Source organism: Sulfurihydrogenibium sp., assembly GCF_028276765.1.
Lineage (GTDB): Bacteria > Aquificota > Aquificia > Aquificales > Hydrogenothermaceae > Sulfurihydrogenibium.
The window spans coordinates 1-26,921 of record NZ_JAPYVU010000024.1; the positions used below are offsets into that span (position 1 = coordinate 1).

Consider the following 26,921-nt stretch of genomic DNA (forward strand, 5'->3'; position numbering starts at 1 on the left):
CTTATTAATAGGTTTTTAACAATGAATAATTATTAGCGTAGTGTATAATTAATTAAAGAAAAGCAATAAAACGTATGCAGAAAAAAATAGACTATTCTATGATTTTCTATTATTGGACAAAGCAAATAAATGTATTATAATAAGAATCGTAAATACAGTAAAATAAATATTTTATAAAAAGGAATGAAATGAAAACCTTAGATGCACCCGCAAAAGAGCTTTTAAATAAGTTAGATTATCTAAAACCTGAAGAAAAACAAGAAATAGAAAATGCTATTGATTATGTCATTGAAAAGCATAAAGACCAATATAGAAAATCCGGAGAACCTTATTACATCCACCCAATAGAAGCAGCAAAAACCATAGCAGATTTAAAATTAGATAAAACTTCTATAATTTCTACGCTTTTACATGATATTGTTGAAGACACAGATACTACCCTTGAAGAGATAGAAGAAAAATTTGGGAAAAAAGTTGCTGAAATTGTTGACGGTGTTACGAAAATTGGAAAGTATCAGTTTGAAAATTTAGAAGATGCAAAATATGAAAATTTTAGAAAATTGATTATATCCACAGCAAAAGATATAAGAGTTATTCTTGTTAAGCTTGCAGATAGACTTCATAATATGAAAACACTTCAGCATTTAAGAGAAGATAAACAAAAAAGAATCGCCAAAGAAACGCTTGAAATATATGCTCCAATAGCAAGTAGACTCGGTCTTTGGAATATAAAAAGAGAATTAGAAGACCTTGCCTTTATGTATCTATATCCTGAAGAGTACAAAAAAGTTGCCACTTATTTTGCCCATTCAAGAGAAAAGTATGAGAAATATCTCACAGAAAAAGTAATACCGGTTCTTAAAGATGCTTTAAACCAGCATGGAATAAAAGCAGAAATACAATACAGATATAAGCACCTATACAGCATATATGAAAAAACAATTAGAAAAAACCTTAAATTAAGCGATGTTTATGATGTTTTTGGGGTTAGAGTTTTGGTTGAAGATGTCAAAGACTGTTATTTAACCTTAGGAATCGTTCACTCAATATGGACGCCTGTTCCAGGTAAATTTAAAGATTATATCTCACTTCCAAAATCTAACTTTTATCAAGCACTTCATACAACTGTTGTAGGACCGGAGGGAAGATTTGTAGAGATACAGATAAAAACTTTCCAAATGCATAAAATAGCAGAAGATGGGATAGCTGCTCACTGGATTTATAAAGGCGGAAAAGATTTAACAGAAAAAGATGCACAAACGTTTGTTTGGCTTAAAAATCTGTTAGAAACATTAAAGGAAAATTCAAGCAGCGAAATAATAAATGATATTAGTAATGACCTAATACTTGATGAAATTTATGTATTTACACCAAAAGGTGATTTGATTAAACTTCCATCAGGTTCAACTCCTGTAGATTTTGCATATGCTATACATACAAAGGTTGGTCATAAAGCAGTTGGGGCCAAAGTAAATGGTAAATTAGTTCCACTTGATACAAAGCTAAAAAGTGGCGATGTTGTAGAAATTATCACAAAAGAAGGGCATAATCCTTCAAGAGATTGGCTTAATTTTGTAGTTACATCCAAAGCAAAAACAAACATAAAGCAATATATAGCAAAGATTGAGAAAGAAAAGTCAATTGAATTTGGAGAAAAGTTATTAGATAAATTTTTAAAGAAGATCAATAAAAAATTAAGCACGCTAACAGAAGAAGAAAGAAATAAAATATTAAAAAAATATAACTACAAAACCTTTGAAGACTTTTTAGCTGCTCTTGGTGATGGAAAAATCTCACCTGCAAAAGTGATTAGACTTTTAAGAGAAGATAAAGAAGACACAGAGGCAAAATCAGAAGCCAAAAAAACAGCTTCGGATATTACGATAGAAGTTGATGGAATATCAAATATTTTGTCTCATTTATCAAAATGCTGTATGCCAGTCCCGGGTGATGAAATTTATGGCATAGTCTCAAAAGGAAAGGGTATCGCTATTCATAGAAAAGGATGTCCTAATATTAAACCGGTTTTAGAATCTGAACCTGAAAGAATTATCAATGTAGCTTGGGGTAAAAATATAAATCATCTATACAACTCTCAAATAAGAATATTTACTGAAGATAAGCCCGGAATGCTTGCAAATGTTTCTAATGCAGTTGCCAATGCAAAATCAAACATATCAAATGCTCGTGTTCAAACTTTAAAATTTGGTAAGGCAATCATTGATTTAACAATTCAAGTTAGAAATAAAGAACATTTAAATGGGATTTTAAAATCTATAAAGAATACACCGGGTGTAATTTCTGTTAGTAGGGTTTTGAAAAAGGGCTGAAAATCAAAAAATCAAGGCAGGCACGAAGACCTGCCTATGTAGGTATGTTATGGTCTGTATCTTTCTAGAATTTTATCCCAGTCTGGATTATCAGAAGCGCCATACTTTTCTTTCAATGCAAGGACTTTATCTTCAAAAGTAGGTTTTTCAATCTTTAAGAAGATGCCGATTGGAACTTTTGCATTAGGGTCATTATCGTGGTCCAATGCATGAGATGCAAGCTCAACAGCCTTTGCATAGTCTGATGGGTCATGACCCAACTCTTTGTTAATATCAATAGTTCTTCCTTTGTAGTATTGGAATGTATCTATTTTGTTGTATGTTGGACAAGGAGATAATATGTTTACAAAAGAAAATCCTTTATGTTCTACAGCAGCTTTTAAGATTTCTGCTTCATGCTTTGGATTTCCTGAGTATGTCTGAGCTACAAACGTTGCTCCACATGCAATTGCAAATGATATTACATTCATTGGCTCTTCAATGTTTCCATAAGGTGTTAAAGAACCTTTATATCCAGTTCTTGAAGTTGGGGATTGTTGGTTTTTTGTTAATGCGTACATTCTGTTATCCATACAAACAACAGTAATATCAAAGTTTTTTCTCGCAGCGTGTGGGAAGTGTTCCATACCGATAGAGAACAAATCTCCGTCTCCTGCTGTTACGATTACAGGAACTTCTGGTTTTGCAAGTCTTGCACCAACTGCAGCAGGTATTGCCCTACCATGACAAGTATGTAATCCAAAAGCATTCATCCATAAAGGTAATCTTGACGAACATCCAATTCCTGAAACGAGTGTTAATGCTGTTGGGTCAAATTGTTCTTCACTAAAAACCTTTGCAAGTCCGCTGACAACTCCAAAGTCTCCACAACCAGGACACCATGTTGGCTCTATATTACTTCTATAGTCCTTTGGTTCTAATTTTTCTTGTAATCTTATAAATTGGTATGACATTTCTACTTACCTCCTGTTAAAAAATTTTTTTAGGCGTTAACTTTACTTCCAACTAATTCTTCAATTTTAGCTTCAATTTCTGCAGGGATAAATGGCTCTCCTCTGTAAATGTTAAATTGAACCGGTTTTACATTAGTATACATTCTAATAAATCTTGCAAACTGACCTGTATAGTTAGCTTCAGGTACAAGAGTAATATCAGACATGCTTGCAACTTTTTCAATAGCTTTAGCCGGAACAGGATACAAGAGTTTTGGATAAAGTGCAGCTATTTTATAACCTTTCTTTCTTAATCTTTGAATAGCTTCTTTTGTGATAGATGCTGTTAATCCCCATGCTATTACAGAGATATCGGCTTTTTCACCCTCTTGTAAATCTCCAAGGTCCCACTCTAAAAGATGTTGGTTTTCATCTTCTATATTCTTAAGCTTTCTAAATCTTTTTTCCATCATCATTGTTCTAATATCTGGTCTTGTTCTTGGGGATGAGTCTTCGCCGTGCTCTAATCCAGTTGCTGCGTATGGCTTTGGAGATACACCCGGAGCAAGCATTGGTGCAATTCCTGTTTCTGTAACTTTGTATCTCAAGATTTCATTTGGATCTACATTCATATCTTTTGTAATCAATGGTCTGTTGATTAATTTTGATTGAATTTCTTTAATGTTTGGTGTTGGAATTGCTTCTGCTCTTAAAGATAAAGATGCATCAGTTAAGAATAATACAGGACATTGATATCTTTCTGCAAGATTGAAAGCTTCAATTGTTAGATAGAAATTTTCTTCAACGTTTGTAGGTGCTATTACGATTCTTTGACCATCACCATGACCACCTATTGCAGCTGCGTATAAATCTGCTTGGTCGTGTTTTGTTGGCATACCGGTTGATGGTCCGCCTCTTTGAACATCTACGATAACAGCCGGAATTTCTGCCATTGATGCAAGACCTATCAGCTCTTGCATTAAAGATATGCCTGGTCCGGATGTTGCAGTCATTGCTTTTACGCCTGAGAAAGACGCACCAATTACTATAGCCATCGAAGAAATTTCATCTTCAGCTTGGTACACATAACCGTTTGCTTTTAAGATTATTTCTGATAAATAGTTACCGATTGTTGTTGCTGGTGTAATTGGATATGCAGCAAAAACTTTACAACCAGCTACTGCTGCACCAAGAGCTATTGCTTCGTTACCTTCAAGGATGATAACATCTTTTCTTGGCATTCTTTCTGGTAGTCTGTAAGGGTCTACCTTTTTGATATTATTTTTGACCCAGTTAATACCAGCGTCTAAAGCTCTAAAGTTTAGCTCTACTACATCTTGTCCTTTTTTAGAGAATTTAGAAACGATTTGCTCTTTATAAACATCTATTGGAATATTAAACAATTCAGATGCTGCACCAAGAGCTACCATATTTTTTGCAATGTATGCGCCAACTTCTTCTCTTGCGAGTTTAGACATAGGAACAGCATAAGCTATAACCCCTTGTTTTTCTAACCAGTCAAATTCTGGTTCAAAATCTCCACCTTCTGGTCCATCCCAAACGAGAACCGTTCCAGGCTTTAAAAGTGGTTTATTTACTTCATAAGCTTCACCATTGAATGCAAAAAGTATTTGAAATCCATCACCTTGAGATAAGATTTTTTCATCAGACATTCTAACTTGAGAAAGTGCGTAACCACCTTTAATTTCTGCCGGAAAGCTTTTAAAAGTAACAACTTCAAGACCTAAGTACGTTGCCGCTCTCATTGTAAAATCACCAGCAGAGATTACACCTTCTCCACCTTCACCTGCAAACTTAATTGTTAAATCAAAAGCCATCGCTAAATCCTCCTACTTGAGTTTTATAACCTTATTCAAATTTTAAAAAAATATAACATTGTTTTATTTTCTTGTCAAGAATTTTATAACGCTGTTTTATTTTTTAAACTGACAATCATCACAAAATTATTAATTTTCATAATCTTAAACTTGCACCTTGGAGTGAGAAATGAGTGATTTTTATAGAATTTAAAAAGGATGTCAAGGATAAAGTCCTCAAGATGGCGGAAAGGTAAGCTTATAAAAATTTTAAAACATCCTCGATTGAGGCTGTTCCAAAAATCCACATCGTCATTCTACAGCCGGCGAAGAATCTCCTGTTATTGTTTCCTTCTTTTCAAAACACATTAAAACATGAGATCCTTCACTTCGCTGCTGGATGACAAAGAACGATCCAATGGTGTCATTCTGCAGCTGGCGAAGAATCTCATTTCCTCTCTTTTTAAAAGATGAGATCCTTCAACCTTCGACTTCAGGGTGACGGATAAGGGTAAACTTGTAAAAATTTTGGAACACTTTCCGTCCTCGATTTGATTTTGGCATGATTTTTGTAGTAGAATTATAAAATTATAATTGAATAGGAGTTTAAATCTTGAAAAAGTTAGCTCTTGCTCTTGATGTAAATGATATCAACCAAGCATTAGAAATCGTTGATGAAATCCAAGATAAAATTATCATTAAGATAGGCTACAACCTTTTTATTAAAGGTGGAATTAATTTTGTAAAACAAGTTAAAGACAAAGGATTTGAGATATTTTTAGATTTAAAGCTTCATGATATACCAAACACTGTTTATAACGGTGTAAAAGCTGTATCAGAAATTGGCGTTAATTACCTAACGATACATTCTCTTGGCGGTCAAGAGATGATTCAGCAAGCTGTAAAAGCAAAAGAAGGAACAGATTTAAAAATCTTAGCTGTAACTATTCTGACAAGTCACGATCAAAACTATCCAAAATTACTTGGCTCTTCTTTATCAGTCTCAGATTTAGCTTATAGATTGGCAGATATGGCAATTAGCAATGGTTCAGATGGGATAGTTTGCTCAAGTCATGAAGTAAAGTTTTTAAAAGAACATATACAAAAACCATTCATCGCAGCTGTTCCGGGTATAAGACTTACAAAAGAAAAAACAGATGACCAAACAAGAATAGCAACGCCGGAAGAAGCTCTAAGAGATGGTGCAGATATATTAGTTGTCGGAAGACCTATTTTAAAAGCGCAAGACAGGAATAAAATTATTAAAGAAATATTGAGCGTTATAGAGGAATTGTGATGTTGATGGAAGATAGATTTGTAAGCTTAAAAGAAGCTTCAACTTGGGCTTCAAATTATTTAAACAAAGATATAAAAATTTCAAATATCTCTTATTTGATTCAATATGGAAGAATTAAAAAATATGGAAATAACGGGAAAGTTTTAGTAAGTTTGAGAGAACTTAAAGAATATTATGATAAGACTTACAAAATAAATCAGCAGAAAGAAGAAAATATAAACTGGAGTTTATCTTTTGCAGAATACTCTGAAGCAGAAAGGACAAAACACGTTCATAGAATTCATCCATACAAAGGTAAATTTATTCCACAATTAGTTGAATATTTCTTAGATTCTCATACAGACTCTTTTAAAAAAGAAGTTTACTTTAAGGCGGGAGATATAGTCTTGGATCCTTTTTGCGGAAGCGGGACAACACTTGTTCAAGCTAATGAACTTGGTATTCATGCGGTAGGAATAGATATCTCTCAATTTAATGTGATGCTGTCTAATGTAAAGGTTAGGAAACATGATTTAACTTCAATAGCTAAAACCATTAAAAAACTGACATTAAAGTTGGAAAATTATCAAAATAATCTAAATATTAAAGACTTTGAAGAAGAACTGCAAAGTAAATTAAAAAACTTTAATGATAAATACTTTCCATCTCCAGATTTCAAAAGATGGATTTTAGAAGGTAGAATAAAAGAACAAGAGTATGGCTTAGAGAAAGAAAAGGAGTTTTTAAACATCTATAATAACCTTGTAAACAATTATAAAATAAAAATCAAACAAAATAACAATGAAACGTTTTTAGATCTATGGTATTTAGACCCTGTTAGAAAAGAGCTAGACTTTTTAGCGAATGAAATAAAAAATATAAGCGATCAAGATATAAAGGAAGTTTTATATATCATATTGAGTAGGACTGCCAGGTCATGCAGGGCGACAACCCATTCAGATTTAGCAACATTGAAAGAGCCTGTTTACACAACTTATTATTGTAAGAAACATAGAAAGATATGTAAACCAGTTTTTACTATCTCTAAATGGTGGCAGTATTATGCAAACGATACATTACAACGATTGGCAGAGTTTGACAAACTTAGGACAAACACATTCCAAATATGCCTTGCAGGTGATAGTAGAAAAATAGATATTTTTACAGAAGTAGAAAAACAAAATCCACGATTTGCTGAAATTCTAAAAAAACAAAAAATTAGAGGAATATTTACAAGTCCACCATACCTTGGTTTGATAGACTACCATGAACAGCACGCATATGCTTATGAAATATTTGGATTTGAAAGGAAAGATGACTTAGAGATAGGTTCTTTATCAAAAGGAATAGGAAAAAGACAGAAAGAAGCATACATTAAAGATATAGCAGAAGTTTTAATAAACTGTAAAAAATATTTACAAGAAGACTACAATATATTTATAGTTGCAAATGATAAATATAATTTATATCCAAAAATTGCAGAACTTGCAGGTATGAAAATAGTAGATGAATTTAAAAGACCAGTGCTATGTAGAGTGGAAAAAAACAGAGATCAATTGTATTCTGAGTCGATTTTTCATCTTAAGGAGAAGTAAATGTTTTTAGATAAAGAGCAAATTATTGAAGTTGAGAAAACAATAGAAGATAGTATAAAAAGAAAGTTAAGGGAATATGAGCCAGAAACAAATTATATGCCTTTTCATTATAGATTTTTAGGAAAAGATAGAATGGCTTTATACTCCTTTATCCATTCATTAAATACATCCTTTGGAACATCCATTTTTGAACCAGTAGCTGAAATTCTCTCAAGAAAAAACTTTGTTGAAGTATATAAACAATATCGTGTCGGTAATCTCATAAGCGCTCATGCACAAGCAGAAATCCAAAAAATAATAGACGAATTAGCCTCAGGTCAAAGAAATCCTAATAAATTTGAGGAGATAGAAAGGATAAGAAAAGTAGCAAAATCTGGCAAATTGGTTAAAACAAAGGTTGTTAAAGTTGACAATCTTTTTGAAAGATAAAGATGGAATGGTTCATATGCTTGATTTAAAGACAGTAAAACCAAATATATCTGAGTTTAAAACATTTAAAAGAACTTTGTTGGAATGGATAGCTATATATCTACAACGAGAACCTGATGCTAAGATAAATTCTTATATCGCAATACCATATAATCCATACTATCCAAGACCTTACGAAAGATGGACTATTAAAGGAATGATTGATATAAACAACGAGCTTAAAGTAGCAGAAGAATTTTGGGATTTCTTAGGTGGAGATAGAGCTTATGAAGAGTTGTTGAAGTGTTTTGAAAGAGTTGGAATAAAACTTAGACCAGAATTGGATCAATACTTCAGCAGATTTGAGGACCAACTATTATGAAACAAAACTTAGGACTAAAGCTTCAGCATAAGTTAAACCTTACACTTAGTTTAAAACATCAACTTAATATAATGGTGATGCCAAAGCAAGAACTTCTTCAAGAAATCATTCATGAACTTGAAGAAAATCCATTTTTAGAAGAAGAGATTCATATAAATAATGATTATCAAGAAAAACTTACAGACTTATCTGTTTCTTATACAGAAGATGAAGAAGAGCTAAACCCATTAAACAGACTAACTTACAAGCCATCACTTATAAAAACCTTAGAATTTCAGATAGATTTAGAATTTGATGGCAAAGAAAAAGAGATAGCATTAGACATTATAGATAACTTAGACGAGAAAGGATATGTATCACAAGACAGCTTAAATGAGATAGCATCAAAATACAATGTAGACATTGAGACAGTAGAAAAAATAAGAAAAAAATTAATGAAGCTTGAGCCAACAGGACTTGGTGCTAAATCATTGACAGAATTTTTAATTACAGAATATAGAGAAAAATTTGGAAGAGACAGCATAGCAGAGCAGATTATCCAAGAAGATTTAAACAAAATCAAAGATAAAGAATATTTATTAAAAAAATATCAAATTGACGAAGAAACTCTTGAAGAGATTACTTCAAACATAAAAGCATTAAGACCTTATCCACTTTATGGATATGAAGACTTTGAAGCATACTACGTAGAGCCAGATATTTTTATATATGAAACAAACGATAAAGACCATCCTTTTGAGATAGTAATCAATGAACAAGACTTACCTAAGCTTAATTTAACAAATCAGTACAAAAAAATTTTAAATAGAAAAGATATAAACGAAGAAACAAAAAAATTCCTGTATGAAAAATTGCAAAAAGCTATTGGCTTAATTAGAGGCATAGAACAAAGAAGGGAAAATCTTAGAAAATTAGTAGAAACTCTTGTAGAACAGCAAAAAGATTTTTTACTTTATGGTAAAGAATATCTAAAACCACTTACTTTAAAAGATGTGTCTCAAAAAATAGGATTACACGAATCTACAATCAGCAGAATTGTGTCGAATAAATTTGCACAAACTCCAATAGGAGTATTGCCTTTAAAAGCATTCTTCTCAAACAAGGTTAGCAAAGAAAGTGGAAATATTTCATCAGATCATGTAAAATACTTAATTCAGAATTTAATAGAAAATGAAGACCCTAAAAAACCTTTAAGTGACAATGACATAGTAAACTTACTCAAAAAAGAAGGAATTCATTTAGCAAGAAGAACAGTAACAAAGTATAGAGAAGAATTAAATATACCTGATTCCAGAAAAAGAAAAAAAGGAGGTTAACATGCAAGTAGAACATGTCGGAAAAAACATTGAAGTTACTGATTTTATTAAAGCTTATGCAGAACATAAGCTTGAAAGACTAAAACATTACTTAAAAGATTTAGACGTAACCCCAGACGCTGTAAGGGTAAGAATAGTTTATGATTTTGAAAAGCATAGACATAGAAACAGAGTAGATATAGATGTTTATCTTAATACTCCGGGTGGTGGTGTAATCCATGCTTGGGAAGAAAGTAACGACCTTTATTCAGCTATTGATTTTGTAATTGATGAAGTAGAAAGACAACTTGTTAGATTAAAACAAAGAAGAATTGAAGCAGCAAGAAGAGAAGCAAGATTAGAAAAAATGAAAGAACATACTGTTCAAGAATCTTCAATAGAAAGACCTTTGATTGTTGTTGAACCGCTACCTTCTGAAAAACCTATGACTGTTGAAGACGCAAGATTATTATTAGAAGAGACCGGAGCATTTTTCTTACCATTTATTAATTCTGAAACCGGAGAAGTTAACGTAATTTACAGAAAAAAAGCAGGTAATTATGGCTTAATTACTCCAAGAGCTTAATTATTAGATTTGTTAAAAATTGAATAAGGGAACTTTCGGCTTACAGCCTCAGGATGACACAGAAAGAAAAGCTTACGAGAATTTTAGAACACCATTAATTGAAGTGTACAAAATAGGCTTTTTTATGCTATAATATTGTTTTGAATTTTTAAAGCGAGAGGAGTTTGAAGATGAAGACATTCCATTTGAGAAAAGAAGACGTAAAAAGAGATTGGTATATCATTGATGCAAAAGGAAAAAATCTTGGAAGATTAGCTTCATTAATAGCTAATGTATTAAGAGGAAAGCATAAGCCAGTTTTCCAACCTGATGTAGACTGTGGAGATTATGTTGTTGTGATTAATGCAGACAAATTTACAGTTACTGGCAAAAAACTTACAGACAAAGAATACAAATTCCACACAAACACACCCGGCGGTTTAAAAGTTAGGAACCTACAATGGATGATAGAACACAAGCCAACTGAAGCATTAGCGTTAGCAGTTGAAAGAATGCTTCCAAAAAATAAACTTCAAAAAAGATACATGAAAAGATTAAAGCTCTATGCTGGAGAGACACATCCACATACAGCACAAAATTTAAAGCCTTTAGAAGAAATAGCAAAATTATGGAAAGTTTTTTAAGGAGGTATTAATCTTGGAAAAAACAATAAAAATAGACCCTAAGGTGGCACACTACGGAACTGGAAGAAGAAAAGAGGCAATAGCAAGAGTTTGGATACTTCCGGGAACAGGAAGAATTATAGTTAGAAGTTCGTCCGGAAAAGAATGGGATGGAAAAGAGTATTTTGAAAGAGATATTTTGCTTGTAAAAATAAACCGTCCATTTGTAGTTACAGAAACACTTGGAAAGTTTGATGTTTATGCAACTGTAAAAGGTGGTGGAAAACCTGCACAAGCAGAAGCTGTGATGTATGGAATAGCAAAAGCTCTTGAAAGTTACAACCCTGCATTAAGAGCATTACTAAAACCAGCTGGATTGATGACAAGAGACGCGAGAGTTAAAGAACGTAAGAAATACAACCAAATGGGTGCAAGAGCGAAATATAGATGGTCTAAGCGTTAATTTATTCTATGAAAGTTTGTATTGCTGGAGCTTCTGGATATACTGGAATAGAACTTTTAAGAATTTTAGAATTATACAAAGAAATTGAAATAAATCAAATAACGTCAAGACAATACAGGGGGAAGGCTTTAAAAGAAGCTTTCCCATTCTTTAACAAATCAAAATATCAAGATTTAATCTTTACTGAAGAAGTAGATACAGCTTCGTCTGATATTTATTTCCTATGCTTACCACATGAACCTTCCTTAGAACTTGTAAAAACGCTCTATGAAAATAACAAAATCATTATAGACTTATCTGCAGCATACAGAATAAAAAATAAAGAAGCATATCCTGAATACTACGGCTTTGAGCATAGATTTCCGGAACTTTTAGAAGTAGCGGTTTATGGACTTGCTGAAATATTTAGAAATGATATAAAATCTGCAAAAATAATAGCAAATCCTGGCTGCTATCCAACTGCCACAATTCTTGGCTTATATCCTCTGGCTAAAGAGGGTAAAATTCAAGATGATACAATCATTGTAAATGCTTTATCCGGAATTTCCGGGGCCGGAAGACATTTAAAAGAAGATTTTATGTATCCAGAAAGCTTTTCAAACGCGTATGCTTACAACATCACAAAACACAGACACACTCCTGAAATGGAGGACGTTATAAAAAGAATTTCAGATAAAGATATAAAAGTCAGATTTACCCCTCACATAATCCCGGTTTCAAGAGGAATGCTTTCTACCATCACAGTTAAAACCGACATATCAAAAAAACAGTTAAGAGATTTGTATTTTGATTACTACGATAAAGAATACTTTATAAGACTCCAAGATAGACCTGTTAGAATTAAAGAGGTTCTTGGGACAAATTTCTGTGATATTTTTGTAGATAAAGACGAGAAGACAGGTTATGCAGTAATTACCTCTGCAATAGATAATCTTAGCAAAGGTGCTTCTTCTCAAGCTGTTCAAAATATGAATATAATCCTTGGATTTGAAGAAAGTTACAACCTAAAAAATCTACCAATCTATCCATGATTACAAAAGAAAGAGCAGTCGATTTAATCAGCAGGTTTCCGGATATTACTGTTGGGGTTATTGGAGATATTATTCTTGATAAATACTTATGGGGGGATGTAGAAAGGATATCTCCTGAGGCTCCTGTTCCCGTTGTAGATGTAAAAAAAGAGACTGTATCTCTCGGTGGTGCATCAAATGTTGCAAATAATATAGCTTCCTTAGATGCTAAAGCTTATATGATTGGCGTAGTAGGAGATGACGAAAACGCAAAAATTATTGAGAATTTAATAAAATCAAAAAACATAAATCCAGTCTTAATAAAAGACAAATCAAGACCAACCATTGAAAAAACCAGAATAATCGCAGTCAGCCAGCAACTTTTAAGAATTGATAGAGAGGATAGGTCAAAACTGTCTGCCGAGATTGAAGATAAAATCATCAATGAGATTGAAAATATAAAAGACAAAATAAACGTCTTTATCGTTTCTGATTATGGAAAAGGTGTTATTACTCAAAGAATTATGGATTTTATAAAATCTTTAAACAAACCTATCTTTGTTGACCCTAAGCCATCAAATTATCAACTTTATAAACATGCTACCATTTTAACTCCAAACAAAAAAGAAGCATACGAGAGTATAAAAGCAGATAAAAACACAGACCTTGAATTAGTTGGAAGAAAAATAATGTCGGACCTTGAATTAAACCAGCTTTTGATTACACTCGGCGGTGAAGGTATGGCATTGTTTGAGGGTGATAAAATTTTACGTATTCCAACAAAGGCTAAAAAAGTTTTTGATGTAACAGGTGCAGGAGATACAGTTATATCTGTTCTTGCTTTAGCAAGATTGGCAGGTGGAACTTGGGAAGAGTCTGCATCTTTAGCAAATACAGCAGCCGGTTATGTAGTGGGAGAAATAGGAACTGCTACAGTTTCAAGAGATATTTTGATAGACCTGATTGGTTAATGTGAAAAAGTGAGAATTTGATGAACAAAAATCCATATCATCATTCCACGGCTGGTGAAGGAACTAAAATTCTCAGGATGGCAGCGAAAGGTTGATTGATAAGCATTAGAGAAAGAGTAGTAATCTTTTCTGTAATTTTGATCGAAGTGAAGAATCTTCTGTTTTTGTTGAATTTCTCACCTGACGTGTTTTTTATCTAAGATTTCTTAAAGAGTGGGCAAACTATTTAAGTAGGGTTTAAGGCTTACGGATTACATGTTGTCTAAAATAAAAAAGCCGTAGGACAAGCCCACGGCGTTAGTTAGTTTTTTATGCAGTTAAGTATTCTAACTCTTCCTCCGGCAATTCATGGAAGTTTAAGTATCTGTAGATTTCATCTTCTTTTCCGGCTATTTTCTTAGCCATGATGTTGTGATACTCTTCTAAGGTTGGAAGTCTACCAAGGACGGCACATATAGCTGCAAGTTCAGCACTTCCTAAGTATACTTTCGCATCTTTACCCATTCTGTTATCAAAGTTTCTTGTGCTTGTAGAGAATACTACAGCTCCATCTTTCACTCTTGCTTGGTTACCCATACATAAGCTACATCCGGGCACTTCTGTTCTTGCTCCAGCTGCTGCGTATATAGCGTAGTATCCTTCTTCTCTAAGTTGTCTTTCGTCCATTTTTGTAGGTGGGACAATCCACAATCTTGTAGGAATTTGTCCTTCTCCTCTTAATATCTCTCCAACAGCTCTGAAATGTCCGATGTTTGTCATACAGCTACCAACAAATACTTCATCTATATATTTAGGTCTTCTTTCATCTGCAAGAACTTCCGATAATGTAGCAACGTCATCCGGGTCATTTGGACATGCAACGATCGGCTCTTTTATTTCATTTAAGTCTATTTCGATAACAGCTGCATACTCTGCGTTTTCGTCCGGCTCCAAGAGAACTGGATTATCAAGCCATGCTTTCATTTTATCAGCTCTTCTTTGAAGTGTTCTTGCATCTTGATAACCCGCCTTAATCATAGCTTCAATAAGCTTAATGTTAGACTCAATGAATTCAATCACTGGCTCTTTATCTAATCTTACTGTACATGCTGCTGCACTCCTTTCAGCAGATGCATCTGTAAATTCAAATGCTTGTTCAACTTTTAAGAATGGCAATCCTTCAATCTCTAAGATTCTGCCGGCAAAGATATTTTTCTTTCCTTTTTTCTCAACTGTTAAAAGTCCTTGTTTTATAGCATAGTAAGGTATAGCATTAACAAGGTCTCTTATTGTAATACCAGGCTGGATTTCTCCTTTGAATCTTACTAATACAGATTCTGGCATTACCAATGGCATTGTGCCTGTTACTGCTGCAAATGCAACAAGTCCAGAACCTGCTGCAAATGAGATTCCAATAGGAAATCTTGTATGACTATCTCCACCTGTTCCTACAGTATCAGGTAATACCATTCTATTTAACCATGAGTGAATGATACCATCGCCAGGTCTTAAAGATACACCGCCTCTGCTTACAATAAATTGCGGTAATGTTCTGTGTAGTTTAATGTCTGCTGGCTTTGGATATGCAGCCGTATGACAAAAGCTTTGAAGTACAAAGTCAGCACCAAAGCTTAAAGCTGAAAGTTCTTTTATCTCATCTCTTGTCATTGGTCCGGTTGTATCTTGACTACCTACTGTTAGAGTTTGTGGCTCAACATACATACCCGGTCTTACACCCGGCATTCCGCAGGCTTTACCTACGATTTTCTGAGCAAGTGTATAACCAACACCTTCTTTTTCTGGTGGTTGTTCTGGTCTGATGAATATGTTTTCTTCTGGCATTCCAAGAACTTCTCTTGCTTTTCTTGTTAATCCTCTACCTATGATTAATGGAATTCTACCTCCAGCTCTAACTTCATCAGGCAATGTATTTGGCTTTAATTTGAATGTAGATACAACTTCACCATTTTTAACGATTTTTCCTTCATATGGATATATTTCAATAATATCCCCTGTTTCTAATTTTGTTACATCAGCTTCGATAGGTAATGCTCCCGAGTCTTCAAGTGTATTAAAGAATATCGGAGCAATGATGCCACCGATTACAATACCACCTGTTCTTTTGTTTGGAACGTGCGGAATATCCTTTCCTATATGCCAAATTAAAGAGTTAGCAGCTGATTTTCTACTTGAACCTGTACCGACTACATCACCAACAAATGCAACCGGGTATCCTGATTTTTTGAGCTCGTTTATCTTTTCTATCGCATCTGGCATTTTTGCTTTCAGCATGCTTAACGCGTGAAGAGGAATATCGCTTCTTGTTTGTGCTTCTGTTGCCGGAGAAAAATCATCAGTGTTTGTTTCACCAGGAACTTTAAAGACAATTGCGGTTATTTTTTCAGGAAGTGGCTCTTTATTTAAAAACCATTCTGCATTTGCCCAAGACTCTAAAACTTCTTTGGCATACTTATTTGTTTTTGCAAGTTCAACTACATCGTTAAATGCATCATAAACAAGTAAGATATTTTTTAAAGCGTTTGCAGCTTCTTGTGCAACCTCTGGGTCTTTATGGCTAAGTGCGTCAATTAAAGGCTTAATATTGTATCCACCCATCATAGTTCCAAGAATTTGAACAGCTTTTTTGGGTGTGATAGCCGGTGAGTGAGCTTTTCCTTGAATGATATCATTTAAAAATGATGCCTTAACAAAAGCTCCTTCGTCAACACCAGGGTTAACTCTGTTTTCAAGAAGGTCCATCAAGAACTCTTCTTCTACAATAGGAACTTGTTGTAACAGCTTTACCACTTCTTTTACTTGGTCTGCTGTGAGTGGTAAAGGCGGAATCCCAAGCTTTGCTCTTTCTTCCATATGCTTTTTATACTCTTTCAAAAATCCCATTTCTTCACCTCGCTTTTTAGTAGTAAATATATTATACATAAATGAATAAAAAAATCAAACACTGTTTGATTATTAAAATGCTGACATTTATCAGAAGAAGAAAATTTTAAAAGTAAGGTAAGCCATAAGTCATAGGACCGCTTACAAAAATCTAAACCTTACAAAAATCTAAACCTTTATGAAACTGTTCCAAAAATCTACACTGTCATTCCGAGGACACAAGTCCGAAGAATCTCTTTTTAGATTCTATAAAAATCACTAATTTTTCACCTAAGGTGTATATTTTATGATAAAATTAATCAATAAAACAATCCGAGGTCTTTAAAATGGAAACAGAAAGCAGTTGGATAGAACTTGGCGGTATAATCTTTTTTACATGGATGGTTATAATAGTTGGATTGTTATGGGGACTTTCAATAAAAGCAAGCTATAACGAAGAAAAACAAAAACAAAAGCAACAACAAGAGTTAAAAGATGGACAATCAAACCAAAACTCCTAACTATCCGTTTATTGTCTTAACAGGATTTGGAATTATAGCTACGCTTATTTTCTTATTCATCTTTGTTTATCAAAAATCTGTCTCTACGGTTAGAGAAAAAGCAATAATGGAAAGAGCATATCCAAAGGTAAAACCTCAAGAGTACTACTATGAGCTAAAGAACATTGCATCAAAAAATGGCTTTACAGTTTTAGATATTCAAACAGATACAAATTATTTTTTAATTCAACTTTATTCTAAAAACTATATAGAAAAAGCTAAAAATGTATCATTATCGCTTCCACCCATGACAGTCATTACGCTATCCATCTATGACCTTGGAGATGGAACTGCAGTTGTAGGGAACAATCCATATTTATGGAGAGTTTTAGTAGAAGGAAGAGCCTCGGACTCTTTAGCAAAGGAATATTATGAGCTTGTAGATTTGATGCTTAATGATGTATACTATTCTCTAAAAGAAAAGAAAAAGAAGCTATAAAGGGGATGTGATGATAAAGTTTGGAACAGATGGATATAGAGCCATCATCGGAAAAGATTTCACTTTTGAAGTCGTAAGCAAAATAGCACAAGCTCATGCAGATTCTCTCAGAGAAAGAAACGGTAAAAAAATAATTATCGGATATGATACTCGTTTTATGTCTTCTGACTATGCTGAACTTGTTGCGGAAGTTTTTTCTTCCAATGGTTTTGAAGTAATTTTATCAAATTCTGTCTGTACAACACCGGCTTTATCCTACGCAGTCAAACATTTAAAAGCAGATGAAGGAGTTATGATTACAGCATCTCACAATGGGTATAAGTACAATGGATATAAAATAAAAGGCAGCTACGGTGGTCCGGCAACACCTGAGATTATAAAAAGTGTAGAAGATAAAATCGGAAAGAATGAAGTTAAAACAGGTAAAAAAGATTGGCAGCTTTTTGATTTAAACAATTTATATTTAAATACAATAAAATCTTATTTTGATTATTCAATCTTTAAACAAAAAGAGTCAAAGCTTGTCCACGACCCAATGTTTGCAACTTCCGTAGGTATGTATAATAAACTTCTTGAAGATACATTTATTGACGTAATTCAGATTAACCATTTTAGAGACCCATACTTTGGATTTCATCATCCGGAACCGATAGATAAAAATTTATCTTTGTTAAAAGCTAAGGTGATAGCTACAGAAGCAGATATTGGCATTGCAAACGATGGAGACTCTGACAGAATTGGAGTTGTTGCAGAAGATGGAGAGTTTGTAAATACCCAGATAGCATACGCTTTACTTTTACTTCACACAGTTAGAAATAGAAAAACAAAAGGCAGTGTAGTAAAAACTGTATCAACAACATATTTAGTTGACAGAATAGCAAAAAAAGAAAATATAAAACTTCATAAAACACCTGTTGGCTTTAAGTACGTAGCTGATATAATGCTGAAAGAACAAGTAGCTTTTGGTGGAGAAGAGTCCGGTGGATATGGTTTTGGATTTCACATTCCAGAAAGGGACGGTATACTCTCCGGTATGTTATTTTTAGAGATGATGATGCTTTACGGAAAGCCGCTAACAGAGATAATAAAAGACCTGTTTAAAGAATTTGGAGAATCCTACTATAAAAGAGAAGACCTAAAAGTGGAAGGAGATAAAGGTATAAAGCTTGTAGAAGATTTGAAAAATAAAGAAATAAAAGAATTTGCAGGTTTAAAAGTTAAAGAAAAAGATTTAACAGATGGTGTTAAGCTTATCTTTGAAGACGATAGTTGGATACTATTTAGAGCATCAGGAACAGAGCCAGTTTTAAGAATTTACGTAGAAACTCCAAAATTAGAGCTTACAGAAAAAGTATTAAATGAAGGAAAACAATTAATTTTATAAAGGAGAATTGCTATGGAAGAAATGTATCAACCATTTGAAATTTTATTAACAGATGACGGAGAGCTTGTAGTTTTGGTAGAGCCTGAGAAAAATTTAATATCTCTTTTACAAAAAGAATCTTTAAATGTAGAAGTGGATATTGATGTAGATTATGATGATGAAGATGAAGAGCTTTATCTGCTGGTGACCGCATACATAGATGGCACAGAAATTTTCTTTGCACTGCCTTATGGTGAAAGCTGGGAAGCATTGGCAGAAAAAGGAGCTTTTACAGTGGCGTTCATATCTGAAGCTGACTTTGAAAAAGGCAACTCAGACAACACACCCACAATGACAATTCAGTTAGATGATTTATTAATTGGATTTGTAGAAGGATGTCAAAGAACAGCCGAAGTCTTGCTTGGAGAATCGGAAGAGTTTGAAGAAAGAGAATAAGTTAATCTATAAAAGAAAAGTTAATTTTTATGAAACAGACGCCCAGGGGATAGTACATCACTCAAACTATCCCCGGTATTTTGAGGAAGCAAGAGGATATTATTTAGAACATATAGGTTTTCCTTATTACAAATTAAGAGAAGAGTTAAGAGTCGATGTAGTCCTCTTGTCTTTAAACGTCCAATATCTAAAACCAGTCTATTTTGGAGATGAGTTAGAAATCAGGTTCTTTATCATAGAAAAAGATAAATTTTTCTTTAAATTTAAATATGAAGTTTTTTCAAATGAAGAATTAAAGACAGTTGGAGAGACGAAACACTGCTGTCTAAATAGAGATACAAGAAAAATAATTAAAATTCCACAAATTCTTTATGAGAGAATGGTATAAATTCTTATTTATAATTGTTCCAGCCAGGAACTTTGCAATTATTTTCAGGATTGCAGCAGGCTCCAACCGATGCTATTCTACAGCCGACAAAGAACCTCCTGTTTTCTTTTTAAAAAGAGGTAGATGGATATATAAAGTCATATCTTAGGTGAGAAATTAGCGATTTTTATGAAATTTAAAAATAAGATTCTTCGGACTAAACTCTTAAGAATGACAAGAAAGGTTAAATATAAGCATTGGAAAAAGGGCAATATTATTTGTTATTTTGAGTGAAGCGAGAAATCTTATAATTCTATGGAATTTTTACTCGGCATTTTTTATACTTATGGTTTAAAGGATAGGCACCTTGTAGGTGCCCTTTTTGGTTTATGTTATGTTGTAGCTGGTTCTGGTGATAAAACGTCTATTTCAACAGTTTCACTTTGCCATAGACCGTGCTTTGTGCAGTAGCTCATTGCGTTTAATTTTAATTTGTCTTTTGTTGGAACAATGTAAAAATCTACTTCAGCTTGGTTTGGCTTGTTTCCAAGAGAACCCGGTGTAAATGTAGCTTGTCCGAGTAAAGTATCGCCGTCCCATAATTGAACGTAAGCGATATAGTGGTCAAAATCATCCGGATGAACGTATTCGTTTCCAACTCTCACTTTCACTTTTAATTTTTGACCTTTTACAGCTTCACCTTCTACATGTACAAATGGAGAGTGTCTGTCAATAAAATCTCTTTTAGCTTCTTTGTCGATTTGTGAAATGTCTACATAACTGTTAACTTTTGGCATTTTTCTTCCTCCTTTGCAAGTTTTGATAATTACAATATACATTATAAAACATAGTTTTATTAATGATAGGGGTCATTATATCATTGTGATTTCAGTCATAGATGCAGGAGAATTTGAAAATTATATTTATTTGCAAGAGGAGGGTCTAATGGACAGAAGAGATTTTATTAAATTATCAGGAATCAGTATTTTAGCTTCAAGCACAAATATTTTAGCAATGGAAATTTTAGAAAAAGAAGAAAAACCTAAATCAGGAGGTAGGAAAATGAAAGTTATGAAACTTCAACCAAAGGACCATTTAAAACCAAAAGGTCTTGTAGGAATATCGGATGAGCAAATTGAGGTTCATTTTGAAGCTCATTACAAAGGTTATGTAGCAAAATACAATGAAATTCAAGAGAAGTTAGCATCTAATTTTGCGGACAGGTCTAAGGCTAATCAAAACTACTCTGAATATAGAGCTCTTAAAGTGGAGGAAAGTTTTAACTATATGGGGGTTATTTTGCATGAGCTTTATTTTGAAAACTTAATCGGTGGTGGAAAGGGTGAGCCAAGCCAGGAGCTTAGAAAAGCTATAGAAGAGTGGTTTGGTTCGGTTGATAACTGCTTAAATGAAATTAAAGCTACAGGTATAGCATGCAGAGGTTGGGCTACTTTATCTTATGATTTATACAACAAAATGTTATTTGTAAACGGTTTTGATGCTCACAATCAATATGGGTTTGTTGGCTCTATTCCATTGATAGTTCTTGATGTATACGAACATGCTTATTATGTAGACCAAAAAAATAAAAGACCACCTTATATTGATGCATTTTTCAAAAATCTTAACTGGGATGTGATCAATCAGAGATTTGAAAATGCTTTAAAAGTAAAAGTTTAAAATATACAAAGGGCGGTCTTAGATGGACTGCCCATTATACCTTTCTAAAAACTCTTTTTTAAACTGTTTAAATCTATTTTCTTTTATAGCTTCTCTTATATCTTCCATAAGCCTGAGATAAAATCTTAAATTATGGATAGTTCCAAGTATGTATGCTGTTATCTCTTCAGCATTGTAAAGATGTCTTAGATACCCTTTTGAAAAATTTTTACATGTATAACAATCACATAATGGGTCTACTGATGTTTCGTCAAGTTTGTATTTTGCTGATTTTATGTTGATTTTTCCAAAATGAGTAAAGAGCGTTCCGTTCCTGCCATTTCTGGTAGGCATTACACAGTCAAACATATCAATGCCTCTATCTACACTTTCAAGCAAATCCTCCGGAGTTCCAACACCCATTAGGTATCTTGGCTTGTCTTTTGGAAGAAGTGGCGCGACTACCTCGGTCATTGCATACATATATTCTTTTGGCTCACCAACAGATAGACCACCGATAGAGTATCCATCCATATCAAGCTCTATAGTCCTAAGTGTGCTTTCTCTTCTTAAATCTTCGTAAGTTGACCCTTGAATTATTCCAAATAATGCTTGATTTGGATTTTTCTTTGCTTTTTTTGACCTTTCAAGCCATCTAATAGTTCTTTTAAGACTTTCTAAAGCGTACTGATGGCTGGAAGGATAAGGTGGGCATTCATCTAAAGGCATCATAATATCACTGCCGATTATTTCTTGAATTTCGACGACAAACTCCGGTGTGAAAAAATGCCATGAGCCATCTAAATGAGATTTAAACTTTACGCCTTCTTCTGTAATTACAACCTGTGCCTTTTGTTTACCTTCTTTCTCCTTTCCGACTGCCAAGGAAAAAACCTGAAACCCTCCACTGTCTGTTAAAATCGGTTTTTGCCAAGATGAAAAATTATGAAGTCCGCCGAATTTCTTTAAAACTTCAAGACCCGGTCTTAAATATAAATGGTATGTATTCCCAAGAATTATCTGTGCGTTTATCTCTTCAAGATGTTTCATAGTTATAGCTTTGACTGTTCCTTGGGTACCAACCGGCATAAAGATAGGTGTATCTATCTCTCCGTGAGGTGTGTATATCTTTCCAAGTCTTGCATTACCATCTTCTTTTAAAAGCTCAAACTTAAACAGCTTTTGCCTCCGTTTTTATAAATTTTTACTACAAAATTAAAAGACCCTTCAGCCTTCGGCTTTAGGATGACTGGCAAAGATAGACTCATTTTAAGCATACATTGTACGTCGGATGAGAAATTCAGTAAAAAAAGTGGGAGATTCTTCGCTTCGCTCAGAATGACAAATAAGGTTATCCTTCCTTTAATGCTTATCATTCAACCTTTTCCTGTCATCCTGAGGACGTAAGTCCGAAGGATCTCCTTTTAAATTTTATGAAAACTACTAATTTCTCACCAAAAGGTAGACTCATTTTACGCATACTCTATAAACTTATAAAAATTTTAGTACATTCTCAGTCTCTCGCCATATTTTACAACTTAGAAAGTAAGACATCTATTAAGTCTTCTTCGTTTATAAATATTTCCTGGTCGCCTGATGCCATATCTTTAAACTCTAATTTATCTGATACAAAAATTACGTACTTAGCATTAAATTTATTTGCTGTTTTTAGCATTGATTTTAAACTTCCTTCTTTTAAGAGCAGTTCTGTTTGAATATGCTTTTCTCGTGTCTTTTCTGAAAGTTTTAAAGCTTGTATATAATAATCTTGGTTTAAAGGAATGATTACGATTAATGGTTTTTCCGGTGGCAGGTCTTTGAATAACAAGATAAGTCTCTCTATACCTGCTGCAAAGCCAAGTGCTGGCGTTGGTGGTCCTCCGAGTTGTTCTACAAGATTATCATATCTTCCACCTGCTGCAATTGTCCCCTGAGAACCTATTTCCTGAGAGATAAACTCAAAAACAGTATGCGTGTAATAATCAAGACCTCTAACAAGTCTTGGATTTTCTATAAAATCAACGCCGATAGCTTTTAAGCTTTCTTTTATCTTTTCAAATCTTTCTATTGCTTCTTTTGGAAGGCTTTCTGTTATTTTTGGTGCATCTTTTGTTATCTCTTTACAGCTTTCTACCTTACAATCTAAAACTCTAAGTGGATTTTCATGAATTCTTCTTTTACAGTCTTGACATAAAGAGTTTTCATAATTTTTTAAATATTCAATCAGCTTTGATATATACTCTTTTCTTGATTGAAAATCGCCAAGTGTATTTATTTCAAGTCTAAAGTCTATTTTAAGATTTTTAAGTATTTTGTAAACCATGCTGATAAGCTCAACATCCGCTAAGTATGAAGAAACTCCTAATATTTCTGCTCCGATTTGATGAAACTGTCTATATCTTCCCGCTTGTGGTCTTTCGTATCTAAACATTGCTCCTTCATAAAACAGTTTATGGTATCCACCTTCTGCGTACATCTTTTCTTCTATGTAAGCTCTAACGCAACCCGCTGTACCCTCCGGTCTAAGTGCAACATCTCTACCGCCTTTATCTGTAAAAACGTACATCTCTTTTTGGACTATGTCTGTTGCCTCACCAACAGACCTTTTGAATAACGATATATCTTCAACGTAAGGAAGGATTATCTCTTGGAAATTATAATCTAAAAATGTTTTTCTGAATGTATCTACTATGTATCTGTATTTTTTTGCGTTTTCTCCGTATATATCCTGAAATCCTCTGATTTTTTGGATTTTTTCCAACATCAACCTCCGCCAACAAAATGAACTATCTCAACCTTGTCTCCATCTTTCAAAACAAATGTATCATACTCACTTTTTGGAATTACATCAAACCCTACTGCAACGGCAAAGTTTGGTGCTTTTATTTGCAGCTCTTTTACTAATTCTGATATCGTCATCTGCTCTTTTTCAAACTCTTTTAAAACGCCGTTTACATATAGCTTCATACGAACACCTCACATGCCTATGATGTTATAACCTGCGTCAACATGCAATATTTCTCCTGTTATGCCTGATGATAAATCAGAACATAAAAATAATGCTGCTTTCCCAACTTCTTCTATGGTTACATTTCTTTTAAGTGGCGCTCTTTCAGCTGACATTTTATAAATTTCATTAAAATCTGAAATTCCCATCGCTGCCAAGGTCTTGATTGGTCCGGCTGATATACAGTTAACTCTTATACCTTTTTCTCCAAGATCTCTTGCAAGATATTTTACAGATGCCTCTAACGCTGCTTTTGCAACACCCATGACGTTATAATTATAAACAACCTTTTCAGCACCATAATATGATAACGTTAATAAGCTTGCACCTTCATTTAGTATTGGTAAAAATTCTCTTGCTATAGCTGTAAACGAGTAAACACTTATATCCATAGCCTGCAAAAACGACTGTCTATCAACAGTATAATAGTGATCTTTTAAATATTCTTTATTAGCATACGCTATTGAATGAACGATTATATCAACGCTACCCCACTTTTCCTTAACAGCTTCAAATAAATTTTTAATCTCCTCATCCTTAGAAACATCGCATTTAACAACAAGGTCGGAATTAAACTCTTGAGCTATTGGTCTAACTCTTTTCTCTATCCTCTCGTCAAGATAGTTAAATCCAAGTATAGCTCCGTTTTCATAGAAAACCTTAGCTATTCCGTAAGCTATACTTTTATCGTTAGCTACTCCAAGGATCAATGCTTTTTTGTTCTCTAAAATTTTCATTCTTATCCTCCATTCCGTATTCTATGATAGATGATGCTACTAAATACATCAATCCTATACCGATCGCAGTAAAATAGCTTGCTCCACCTTGTCTTGCAAGTTCAATATAAAGATTTTTCTCATCTGTTATTTTACTTTTTATCTCTTGAACCTTTGATTTTGCATACTCATAGTATAAGTAGTTTCCAAACATTCCTATGAATATAGAAATAGCTAAATTTGTCAAGCCTATAATCAAAGGGTCTGTATTCATCTTTGTTTGAATAATTTGAAGTATAAAACTGAAAATCATAAACCCAAAAGCATGGGGATACATTTTTCTATATCCAAACCACAAAAGACCAAAGAAGAAAGCTGCCCAGTTCCAGCTTATTTTATTTTCTGCAATCTCTTCCCATTTAGATATGTAGTAATCTGCATTTTTTCCAACAAATATTCTTAGCTCTTCTCTCTCTTGCTGTGTCATTTAGTCCCTCATGGTTGCTGTTTCATTTTCGTTATAAATAGCTTCCCAACCTGCCGGCGTTTTGAAAACTCTTATACATTTTATTTTTCTGTTCTCATCAAGCTCAAACCAGTGCCTTGCTCCTGCTGGCACAACGATTAACTCTCCAGCTTCTACATGAATATCTACAATATCGTCTTCTATTTTTACCGGGAATATACCGCTACCATCAACTACAAATCTAACTTCATCATCTATATGGTGATGCTCTCTTTTAAATTTAGCCATTAAACCATCAAGATTTGGAGTTTTTTCAGATAAAACAACTATATCTTCTGTAATGTATCCCATTTTTTCTTTCAATTCTTTCAATTCTTTTTCGTATGCTTGGATTATGGCTTTTGAATTTTCTTCATCTATGTCGTAATTTTTTCTAACATCTTCCGGAAGTCTATCAACGCCCCAAATATCATAAACTACACCATACTGAGACAAAAATGATTTTATCTCTTCTGGATTTTCTATTACCTTACCGCTTTTTCTAAAAACTAATCTTGCCATATCTAAACCTCCTAAGTATTATTTTCAATCCACGCTTCATATTCTAAAATCTGTTCAAATGTATAAGGACATTTTTTTGGAAAATCTTGCTCTGTTGGTAATTTGTCAAAATATTTTTTAGCTAAATGATAATTCTCCGGTTTTCTAAACCATTTAACCAGCTTTTTAACAGCTTTATACCATGCTAAATCTATCTCTTGCTGTGCTTTTCTTTTTAAGGAAGGCATTTCTTTAAATAACCATTCTAATTCAACTCTTGCATTATCTATGCTATTAATCCAGCTATTTCCCATATTTTCATTCTCTCTAAAATGTTCATATTTATACAGATGCTCCAAAATAATAGCAATAAAGCTAACAGCACTATCTAAATATCTTCTGCCCATATCTTCTATTTCCTCTAAAAGATTTTCCCAATCTACTAAATCAAACTCCTTGTTTTTAAGAAGTTCTAAGTTTTCCATTACCCACAGGTAAAAATCTCTATCGTAAAGCTGTTTTAATTCTTCTTTGTTTACAATTTGTGTACCCATTTTTTACTCCTCCAAATCTTTTAACCACGGCTTATAGTCCAAAATCTGCTCAAATGTATAAGGACATCTTTCGGGAAAATCTTTTTCTGTTGGAATTCTGTTAAAATATTTTATTGCTAAATGTGAATTTACTGGTTTTTCAAACCATTTAACCAGCTTTTTAACAGCTTTATACCATGCTAAATCTATCTCTTGCTGTGCTTTTCTTTTTAAGGAAGGCATTTCTTTAAATAACCATTCTAATTCAACTCTTGCATTATCTATGCTA

Annotated in this window: 27 protein-coding genes and 1 pseudogene; 16 read left to right on the plus strand and 12 right to left on the minus strand. The window is 33.4% G+C overall.

The features are described from left to right. The first annotated feature begins 188 nt into the window (after nt 1-188). Complete coding sequence (locus Q0929_RS05160) at nt 189-2,330, plus strand: bifunctional (p)ppGpp synthetase/guanosine-3',5'-bis(diphosphate) 3'-pyrophosphohydrolase (RefSeq protein ID WP_299238595.1); 2,142 nt, start codon at nt 189-191, stop codon at nt 2,328-2,330. Nucleotides 2,331-2,377: 47 nt separating this feature from the next. Here the strand turns inward: Q0929_RS05160 and Q0929_RS05165 are convergent, their stop codons facing one another. Further along, a complete protein-coding gene (locus Q0929_RS05165) occupies nt 2,378-3,283 on the minus strand; it encodes a 2-oxoacid:ferredoxin oxidoreductase subunit beta (RefSeq protein WP_299238597.1) in 906 nt (301 codons plus the stop codon). A gap of 29 nt (nt 3,284-3,312) precedes the next feature. After that, nucleotides 3,313-5,100: a 2-oxoacid:acceptor oxidoreductase subunit alpha gene (locus tag Q0929_RS05170; protein ID WP_299238598.1), complete on the minus strand. Its 1,788-nt coding sequence runs from the start codon at nt 5,098-5,100 to the stop codon at nt 3,313-3,315. A gap of 592 nt (nt 5,101-5,692) precedes the next feature. Here Q0929_RS05170 and pyrF point away from each other — a divergent pair. From pyrF to rfaE1, 9 genes and pseudogenes are all read left to right on the plus strand, one after another. Continuing rightward, nucleotides 5,693-6,376: an orotidine-5'-phosphate decarboxylase gene (gene pyrF / locus Q0929_RS05175; protein WP_299238600.1), complete on the plus strand. Its 684-nt coding sequence runs from the start codon at nt 5,693-5,695 to the stop codon at nt 6,374-6,376. Beyond that, nucleotides 6,376-7,950: a DNA methyltransferase gene (locus tag Q0929_RS05180; RefSeq protein ID WP_343232045.1), complete on the plus strand. Its 1,575-nt coding sequence runs from the start codon at nt 6,376-6,378 to the stop codon at nt 7,948-7,950. The genes pyrF and Q0929_RS05180 overlap by 1 nt, the downstream gene beginning before the upstream one ends. Further along, a pseudogene (locus Q0929_RS08965) lies at nt 7,951-8,740 on the plus strand (TdeIII family type II restriction endonuclease). Beyond that, nucleotides 8,737-10,056 (plus strand): RNA polymerase factor sigma-54, encoded by a 1,320-nt coding sequence (gene rpoN / locus Q0929_RS05195; RefSeq protein ID WP_299238607.1) that lies wholly within the window; start codon nt 8,737-8,739, stop codon nt 10,054-10,056. Before Q0929_RS08965 ends, rpoN begins: the two are co-directional and overlap by 4 nt. Before the next feature lies 1 nt (nt 10,057). Beyond that, a complete protein-coding gene (gene raiA / locus Q0929_RS05200) occupies nt 10,058-10,621 on the plus strand; it encodes a ribosome-associated translation inhibitor RaiA (RefSeq protein WP_299238608.1) in 564 nt (187 codons plus the stop codon). 170 nt (nt 10,622-10,791) lie between these two features. Then, a complete protein-coding gene (gene rplM, locus Q0929_RS05205; RefSeq protein ID WP_299238610.1) occupies nt 10,792-11,244 on the plus strand; it encodes a 50S ribosomal protein L13 in 453 nt (150 codons plus the stop codon). 13 nt (nt 11,245-11,257) lie between these two features. Beyond that, the gene (rpsI, locus tag Q0929_RS05210) at nt 11,258-11,686 is read left to right on the plus strand and encodes a 30S ribosomal protein S9 (protein WP_299238612.1); all 429 of its coding nucleotides are present in this window, start codon (nt 11,258-11,260) and stop codon (nt 11,684-11,686) included. 8 nt (nt 11,687-11,694) lie between these two features. Beyond that, nucleotides 11,695-12,717, plus strand: a complete 1,023-nt coding sequence (gene argC / locus Q0929_RS05215; RefSeq protein WP_299238613.1) for an N-acetyl-gamma-glutamyl-phosphate reductase — start codon at nt 11,695-11,697, stop codon at nt 12,715-12,717. Next, nucleotides 12,714-13,667, plus strand: a complete 954-nt coding sequence (gene rfaE1 / locus Q0929_RS05220) for a D-glycero-beta-D-manno-heptose-7-phosphate kinase (RefSeq protein ID WP_299238615.1) — start codon at nt 12,714-12,716, stop codon at nt 13,665-13,667. The genes argC and rfaE1 overlap by 4 nt, the downstream gene beginning before the upstream one ends. Before the next feature lie 309 nt (nt 13,668-13,976). Here rfaE1 and acnB read toward each other — a convergent pair whose 3' ends face one another. Then, nucleotides 13,977-16,547 (minus strand): bifunctional aconitate hydratase 2/2-methylisocitrate dehydratase, encoded by a 2,571-nt coding sequence (gene acnB, locus Q0929_RS05225; protein ID WP_299238617.1) that lies wholly within the window; start codon nt 16,545-16,547, stop codon nt 13,977-13,979. Nucleotides 16,548-16,873: 326 nt separating this feature from the next. Here acnB and Q0929_RS05230 point away from each other — a divergent pair, with 326 nt between their 5' ends. From Q0929_RS05230 to Q0929_RS05250, 5 genes are read left to right on the plus strand one after another with little or no spacing between them, the layout of a single operon-like run. Next, entirely contained in the window at nt 16,874-17,047 is a 174-nt protein-coding gene (locus Q0929_RS05230; protein WP_007547133.1) for a hypothetical protein, read from the plus strand. Beyond that, nucleotides 17,022-17,525, plus strand: a complete 504-nt coding sequence (locus Q0929_RS05235) for a hypothetical protein (protein WP_299225910.1) — start codon at nt 17,022-17,024, stop codon at nt 17,523-17,525. Before Q0929_RS05230 ends, Q0929_RS05235 begins: the two co-directional genes overlap by 26 nt. A gap of 10 nt (nt 17,526-17,535) precedes the next feature. Further along, a complete protein-coding gene (locus tag Q0929_RS05240; RefSeq protein ID WP_299238619.1) occupies nt 17,536-18,909 on the plus strand; it encodes a phosphoglucomutase/phosphomannomutase family protein in 1,374 nt (457 codons plus the stop codon). Between the two features lie 12 nt (nt 18,910-18,921). Further along, nucleotides 18,922-19,344, plus strand: a complete 423-nt coding sequence (locus Q0929_RS05245) for a hypothetical protein (RefSeq protein ID WP_299238621.1) — start codon at nt 18,922-18,924, stop codon at nt 19,342-19,344. Continuing rightward, on the plus strand, nt 19,328-19,732 hold the full coding sequence (locus Q0929_RS05250) for a thioesterase family protein (RefSeq protein WP_299238623.1): 405 nt from the start codon (nt 19,328-19,330) through the stop codon (nt 19,730-19,732). The genes Q0929_RS05245 and Q0929_RS05250 overlap by 17 nt, the downstream gene beginning before the upstream one ends. A gap of 371 nt (nt 19,733-20,103) precedes the next feature. Here the strand turns inward: Q0929_RS05250 and Q0929_RS05255 are convergent, their stop codons facing one another. Then, the gene (locus Q0929_RS05255) at nt 20,104-20,508 is read right to left on the minus strand and encodes a desulfoferrodoxin family protein (protein ID WP_299238625.1); all 405 of its coding nucleotides are present in this window, start codon (nt 20,506-20,508) and stop codon (nt 20,104-20,106) included. Nucleotides 20,509-20,773: 265 nt separating this feature from the next. On the opposite strand from Q0929_RS05255, the gene Q0929_RS05260 reads away from it, so the two are divergent. Then, nucleotides 20,774-21,391: a superoxide dismutase gene (locus Q0929_RS05260; protein WP_299238638.1), complete on the plus strand. Its 618-nt coding sequence runs from the start codon at nt 20,774-20,776 to the stop codon at nt 21,389-21,391. 18 nt (nt 21,392-21,409) lie between these two features. Here the strand turns inward: Q0929_RS05260 and tgt are convergent, their stop codons facing one another. From tgt to Q0929_RS05300, 8 genes are all read right to left on the minus strand, one after another. Next, on the minus strand, nt 21,410-22,549 hold the full coding sequence (gene tgt, locus Q0929_RS05265; RefSeq protein ID WP_299238640.1) for a tRNA guanosine(34) transglycosylase Tgt: 1,140 nt from the start codon (nt 22,547-22,549) through the stop codon (nt 21,410-21,412). Nucleotides 22,550-22,901: 352 nt separating this feature from the next. Next, complete coding sequence (hisS, locus tag Q0929_RS05270; protein ID WP_299238627.1) at nt 22,902-24,134, minus strand: histidine--tRNA ligase; 1,233 nt, start codon at nt 24,132-24,134, stop codon at nt 22,902-22,904. Beyond that, on the minus strand, nt 24,134-24,337 hold the full coding sequence (gene thiS / locus Q0929_RS05275; RefSeq protein ID WP_007547734.1) for a sulfur carrier protein ThiS: 204 nt from the start codon (nt 24,335-24,337) through the stop codon (nt 24,134-24,136). The genes hisS and thiS overlap by 1 nt, the downstream gene beginning before the upstream one ends. A 9-nt stretch (nt 24,338-24,346) precedes the next feature. After that, nucleotides 24,347-25,114 carry an enoyl-ACP reductase gene (locus Q0929_RS05280; protein ID WP_299238629.1) on the minus strand — a complete coding sequence of 256 codons (768 nt, stop codon included), beginning with the start codon at nt 25,112-25,114 and terminating at the stop codon, nt 24,347-24,349. After that, nucleotides 25,068-25,580 (minus strand): DUF2628 domain-containing protein, encoded by a 513-nt coding sequence (locus Q0929_RS05285; RefSeq protein ID WP_299238630.1) that lies wholly within the window; start codon nt 25,578-25,580, stop codon nt 25,068-25,070. The genes Q0929_RS05280 and Q0929_RS05285 overlap by 47 nt, the downstream gene beginning before the upstream one ends. Beyond that, on the minus strand, nt 25,581-26,120 hold the full coding sequence (locus tag Q0929_RS05290) for a cupin domain-containing protein (protein WP_299238632.1): 540 nt from the start codon (nt 26,118-26,120) through the stop codon (nt 25,581-25,583). It lies immediately after the preceding gene. An 11-nt stretch (nt 26,121-26,131) separates the two neighbouring features. Next, nucleotides 26,132-26,653 (minus strand): DUF29 domain-containing protein, encoded by a 522-nt coding sequence (locus Q0929_RS05295; RefSeq protein ID WP_299238634.1) that lies wholly within the window; start codon nt 26,651-26,653, stop codon nt 26,132-26,134. A 3-nt stretch (nt 26,654-26,656) separates the two neighbouring features. Continuing rightward, a partial coding sequence (locus Q0929_RS05300; RefSeq protein ID WP_299238636.1) for a DUF29 family protein occupies nt 26,657-26,921 on the minus strand: 265 nt, incomplete at its 5' end.

What these genes read in the sequence shown, in the direction of transcription:
- Q0929_RS05160 (WP_299238595.1), top strand. Translation starts at nt 189, where the DNA reads ATGAAAACCTTAGATGCACCCGCAAAAGAGCTTTTAAATAAGTTAGAT.
- Q0929_RS05165 (WP_299238597.1), bottom strand. Translation starts at nt 3,283, where the DNA reads ATGTCATACCAATTTATAAGATTACAAGAAAAATTAGAACCAAAGGAC.
- Q0929_RS05170 (WP_299238598.1), bottom strand. Translation starts at nt 5,100, where the DNA reads ATGGCTTTTGATTTAACAATTAAGTTTGCAGGTGAAGGTGGAGAAGGT.
- Q0929_RS05180 (WP_343232045.1), top strand. Translation starts at nt 6,376, where the DNA reads ATGTTGATGGAAGATAGATTTGTAAGCTTAAAAGAAGCTTCAACTTGG.
- rpoN (WP_299238607.1), top strand. Translation starts at nt 8,737, where the DNA reads ATGAAACAAAACTTAGGACTAAAGCTTCAGCATAAGTTAAACCTTACA.
- raiA (WP_299238608.1), top strand. Translation starts at nt 10,058, where the DNA reads ATGCAAGTAGAACATGTCGGAAAAAACATTGAAGTTACTGATTTTATT.
- rplM (WP_299238610.1), top strand. Translation starts at nt 10,792, where the DNA reads ATGAAGACATTCCATTTGAGAAAAGAAGACGTAAAAAGAGATTGGTAT.
- argC (WP_299238613.1), top strand. Translation starts at nt 11,695, where the DNA reads ATGAAAGTTTGTATTGCTGGAGCTTCTGGATATACTGGAATAGAACTT.
- rfaE1 (WP_299238615.1), top strand. Translation starts at nt 12,714, where the DNA reads ATGATTACAAAAGAAAGAGCAGTCGATTTAATCAGCAGGTTTCCGGAT.
- acnB (WP_299238617.1), bottom strand. Translation starts at nt 16,547, where the DNA reads ATGGGATTTTTGAAAGAGTATAAAAAGCATATGGAAGAAAGAGCAAAG.
- Q0929_RS05230 (WP_007547133.1), top strand. Translation starts at nt 16,874, where the DNA reads ATGGAAACAGAAAGCAGTTGGATAGAACTTGGCGGTATAATCTTTTTT.
- Q0929_RS05235 (WP_299225910.1), top strand. Translation starts at nt 17,022, where the DNA reads ATGGACAATCAAACCAAAACTCCTAACTATCCGTTTATTGTCTTAACA.
- Q0929_RS05240 (WP_299238619.1), top strand. Translation starts at nt 17,536, where the DNA reads ATGATAAAGTTTGGAACAGATGGATATAGAGCCATCATCGGAAAAGAT.
- Q0929_RS05245 (WP_299238621.1), top strand. Translation starts at nt 18,922, where the DNA reads ATGGAAGAAATGTATCAACCATTTGAAATTTTATTAACAGATGACGGA.
- Q0929_RS05255 (WP_299238625.1), bottom strand. Translation starts at nt 20,508, where the DNA reads ATGCCAAAAGTTAACAGTTATGTAGACATTTCACAAATCGACAAAGAA.
- Q0929_RS05260 (WP_299238638.1), top strand. Translation starts at nt 20,774, where the DNA reads ATGAAAGTTATGAAACTTCAACCAAAGGACCATTTAAAACCAAAAGGT.
- hisS (WP_299238627.1), bottom strand. Translation starts at nt 24,134, where the DNA reads ATGTTGGAAAAAATCCAAAAAATCAGAGGATTTCAGGATATATACGGA.
- thiS (WP_007547734.1), bottom strand. Translation starts at nt 24,337, where the DNA reads ATGAAGCTATATGTAAACGGCGTTTTAAAAGAGTTTGAAAAAGAGCAG.
- Q0929_RS05280 (WP_299238629.1), bottom strand. Translation starts at nt 25,114, where the DNA reads ATGAAAATTTTAGAGAACAAAAAAGCATTGATCCTTGGAGTAGCTAAC.
- Q0929_RS05285 (WP_299238630.1), bottom strand. Translation starts at nt 25,580, where the DNA reads ATGACACAGCAAGAGAGAGAAGAGCTAAGAATATTTGTTGGAAAAAAT.
- Q0929_RS05290 (WP_299238632.1), bottom strand. Translation starts at nt 26,120, where the DNA reads ATGGCAAGATTAGTTTTTAGAAAAAGCGGTAAGGTAATAGAAAATCCA.
- Q0929_RS05295 (WP_299238634.1), bottom strand. Translation starts at nt 26,653, where the DNA reads ATGGGTACACAAATTGTAAACAAAGAAGAATTAAAACAGCTTTACGAT.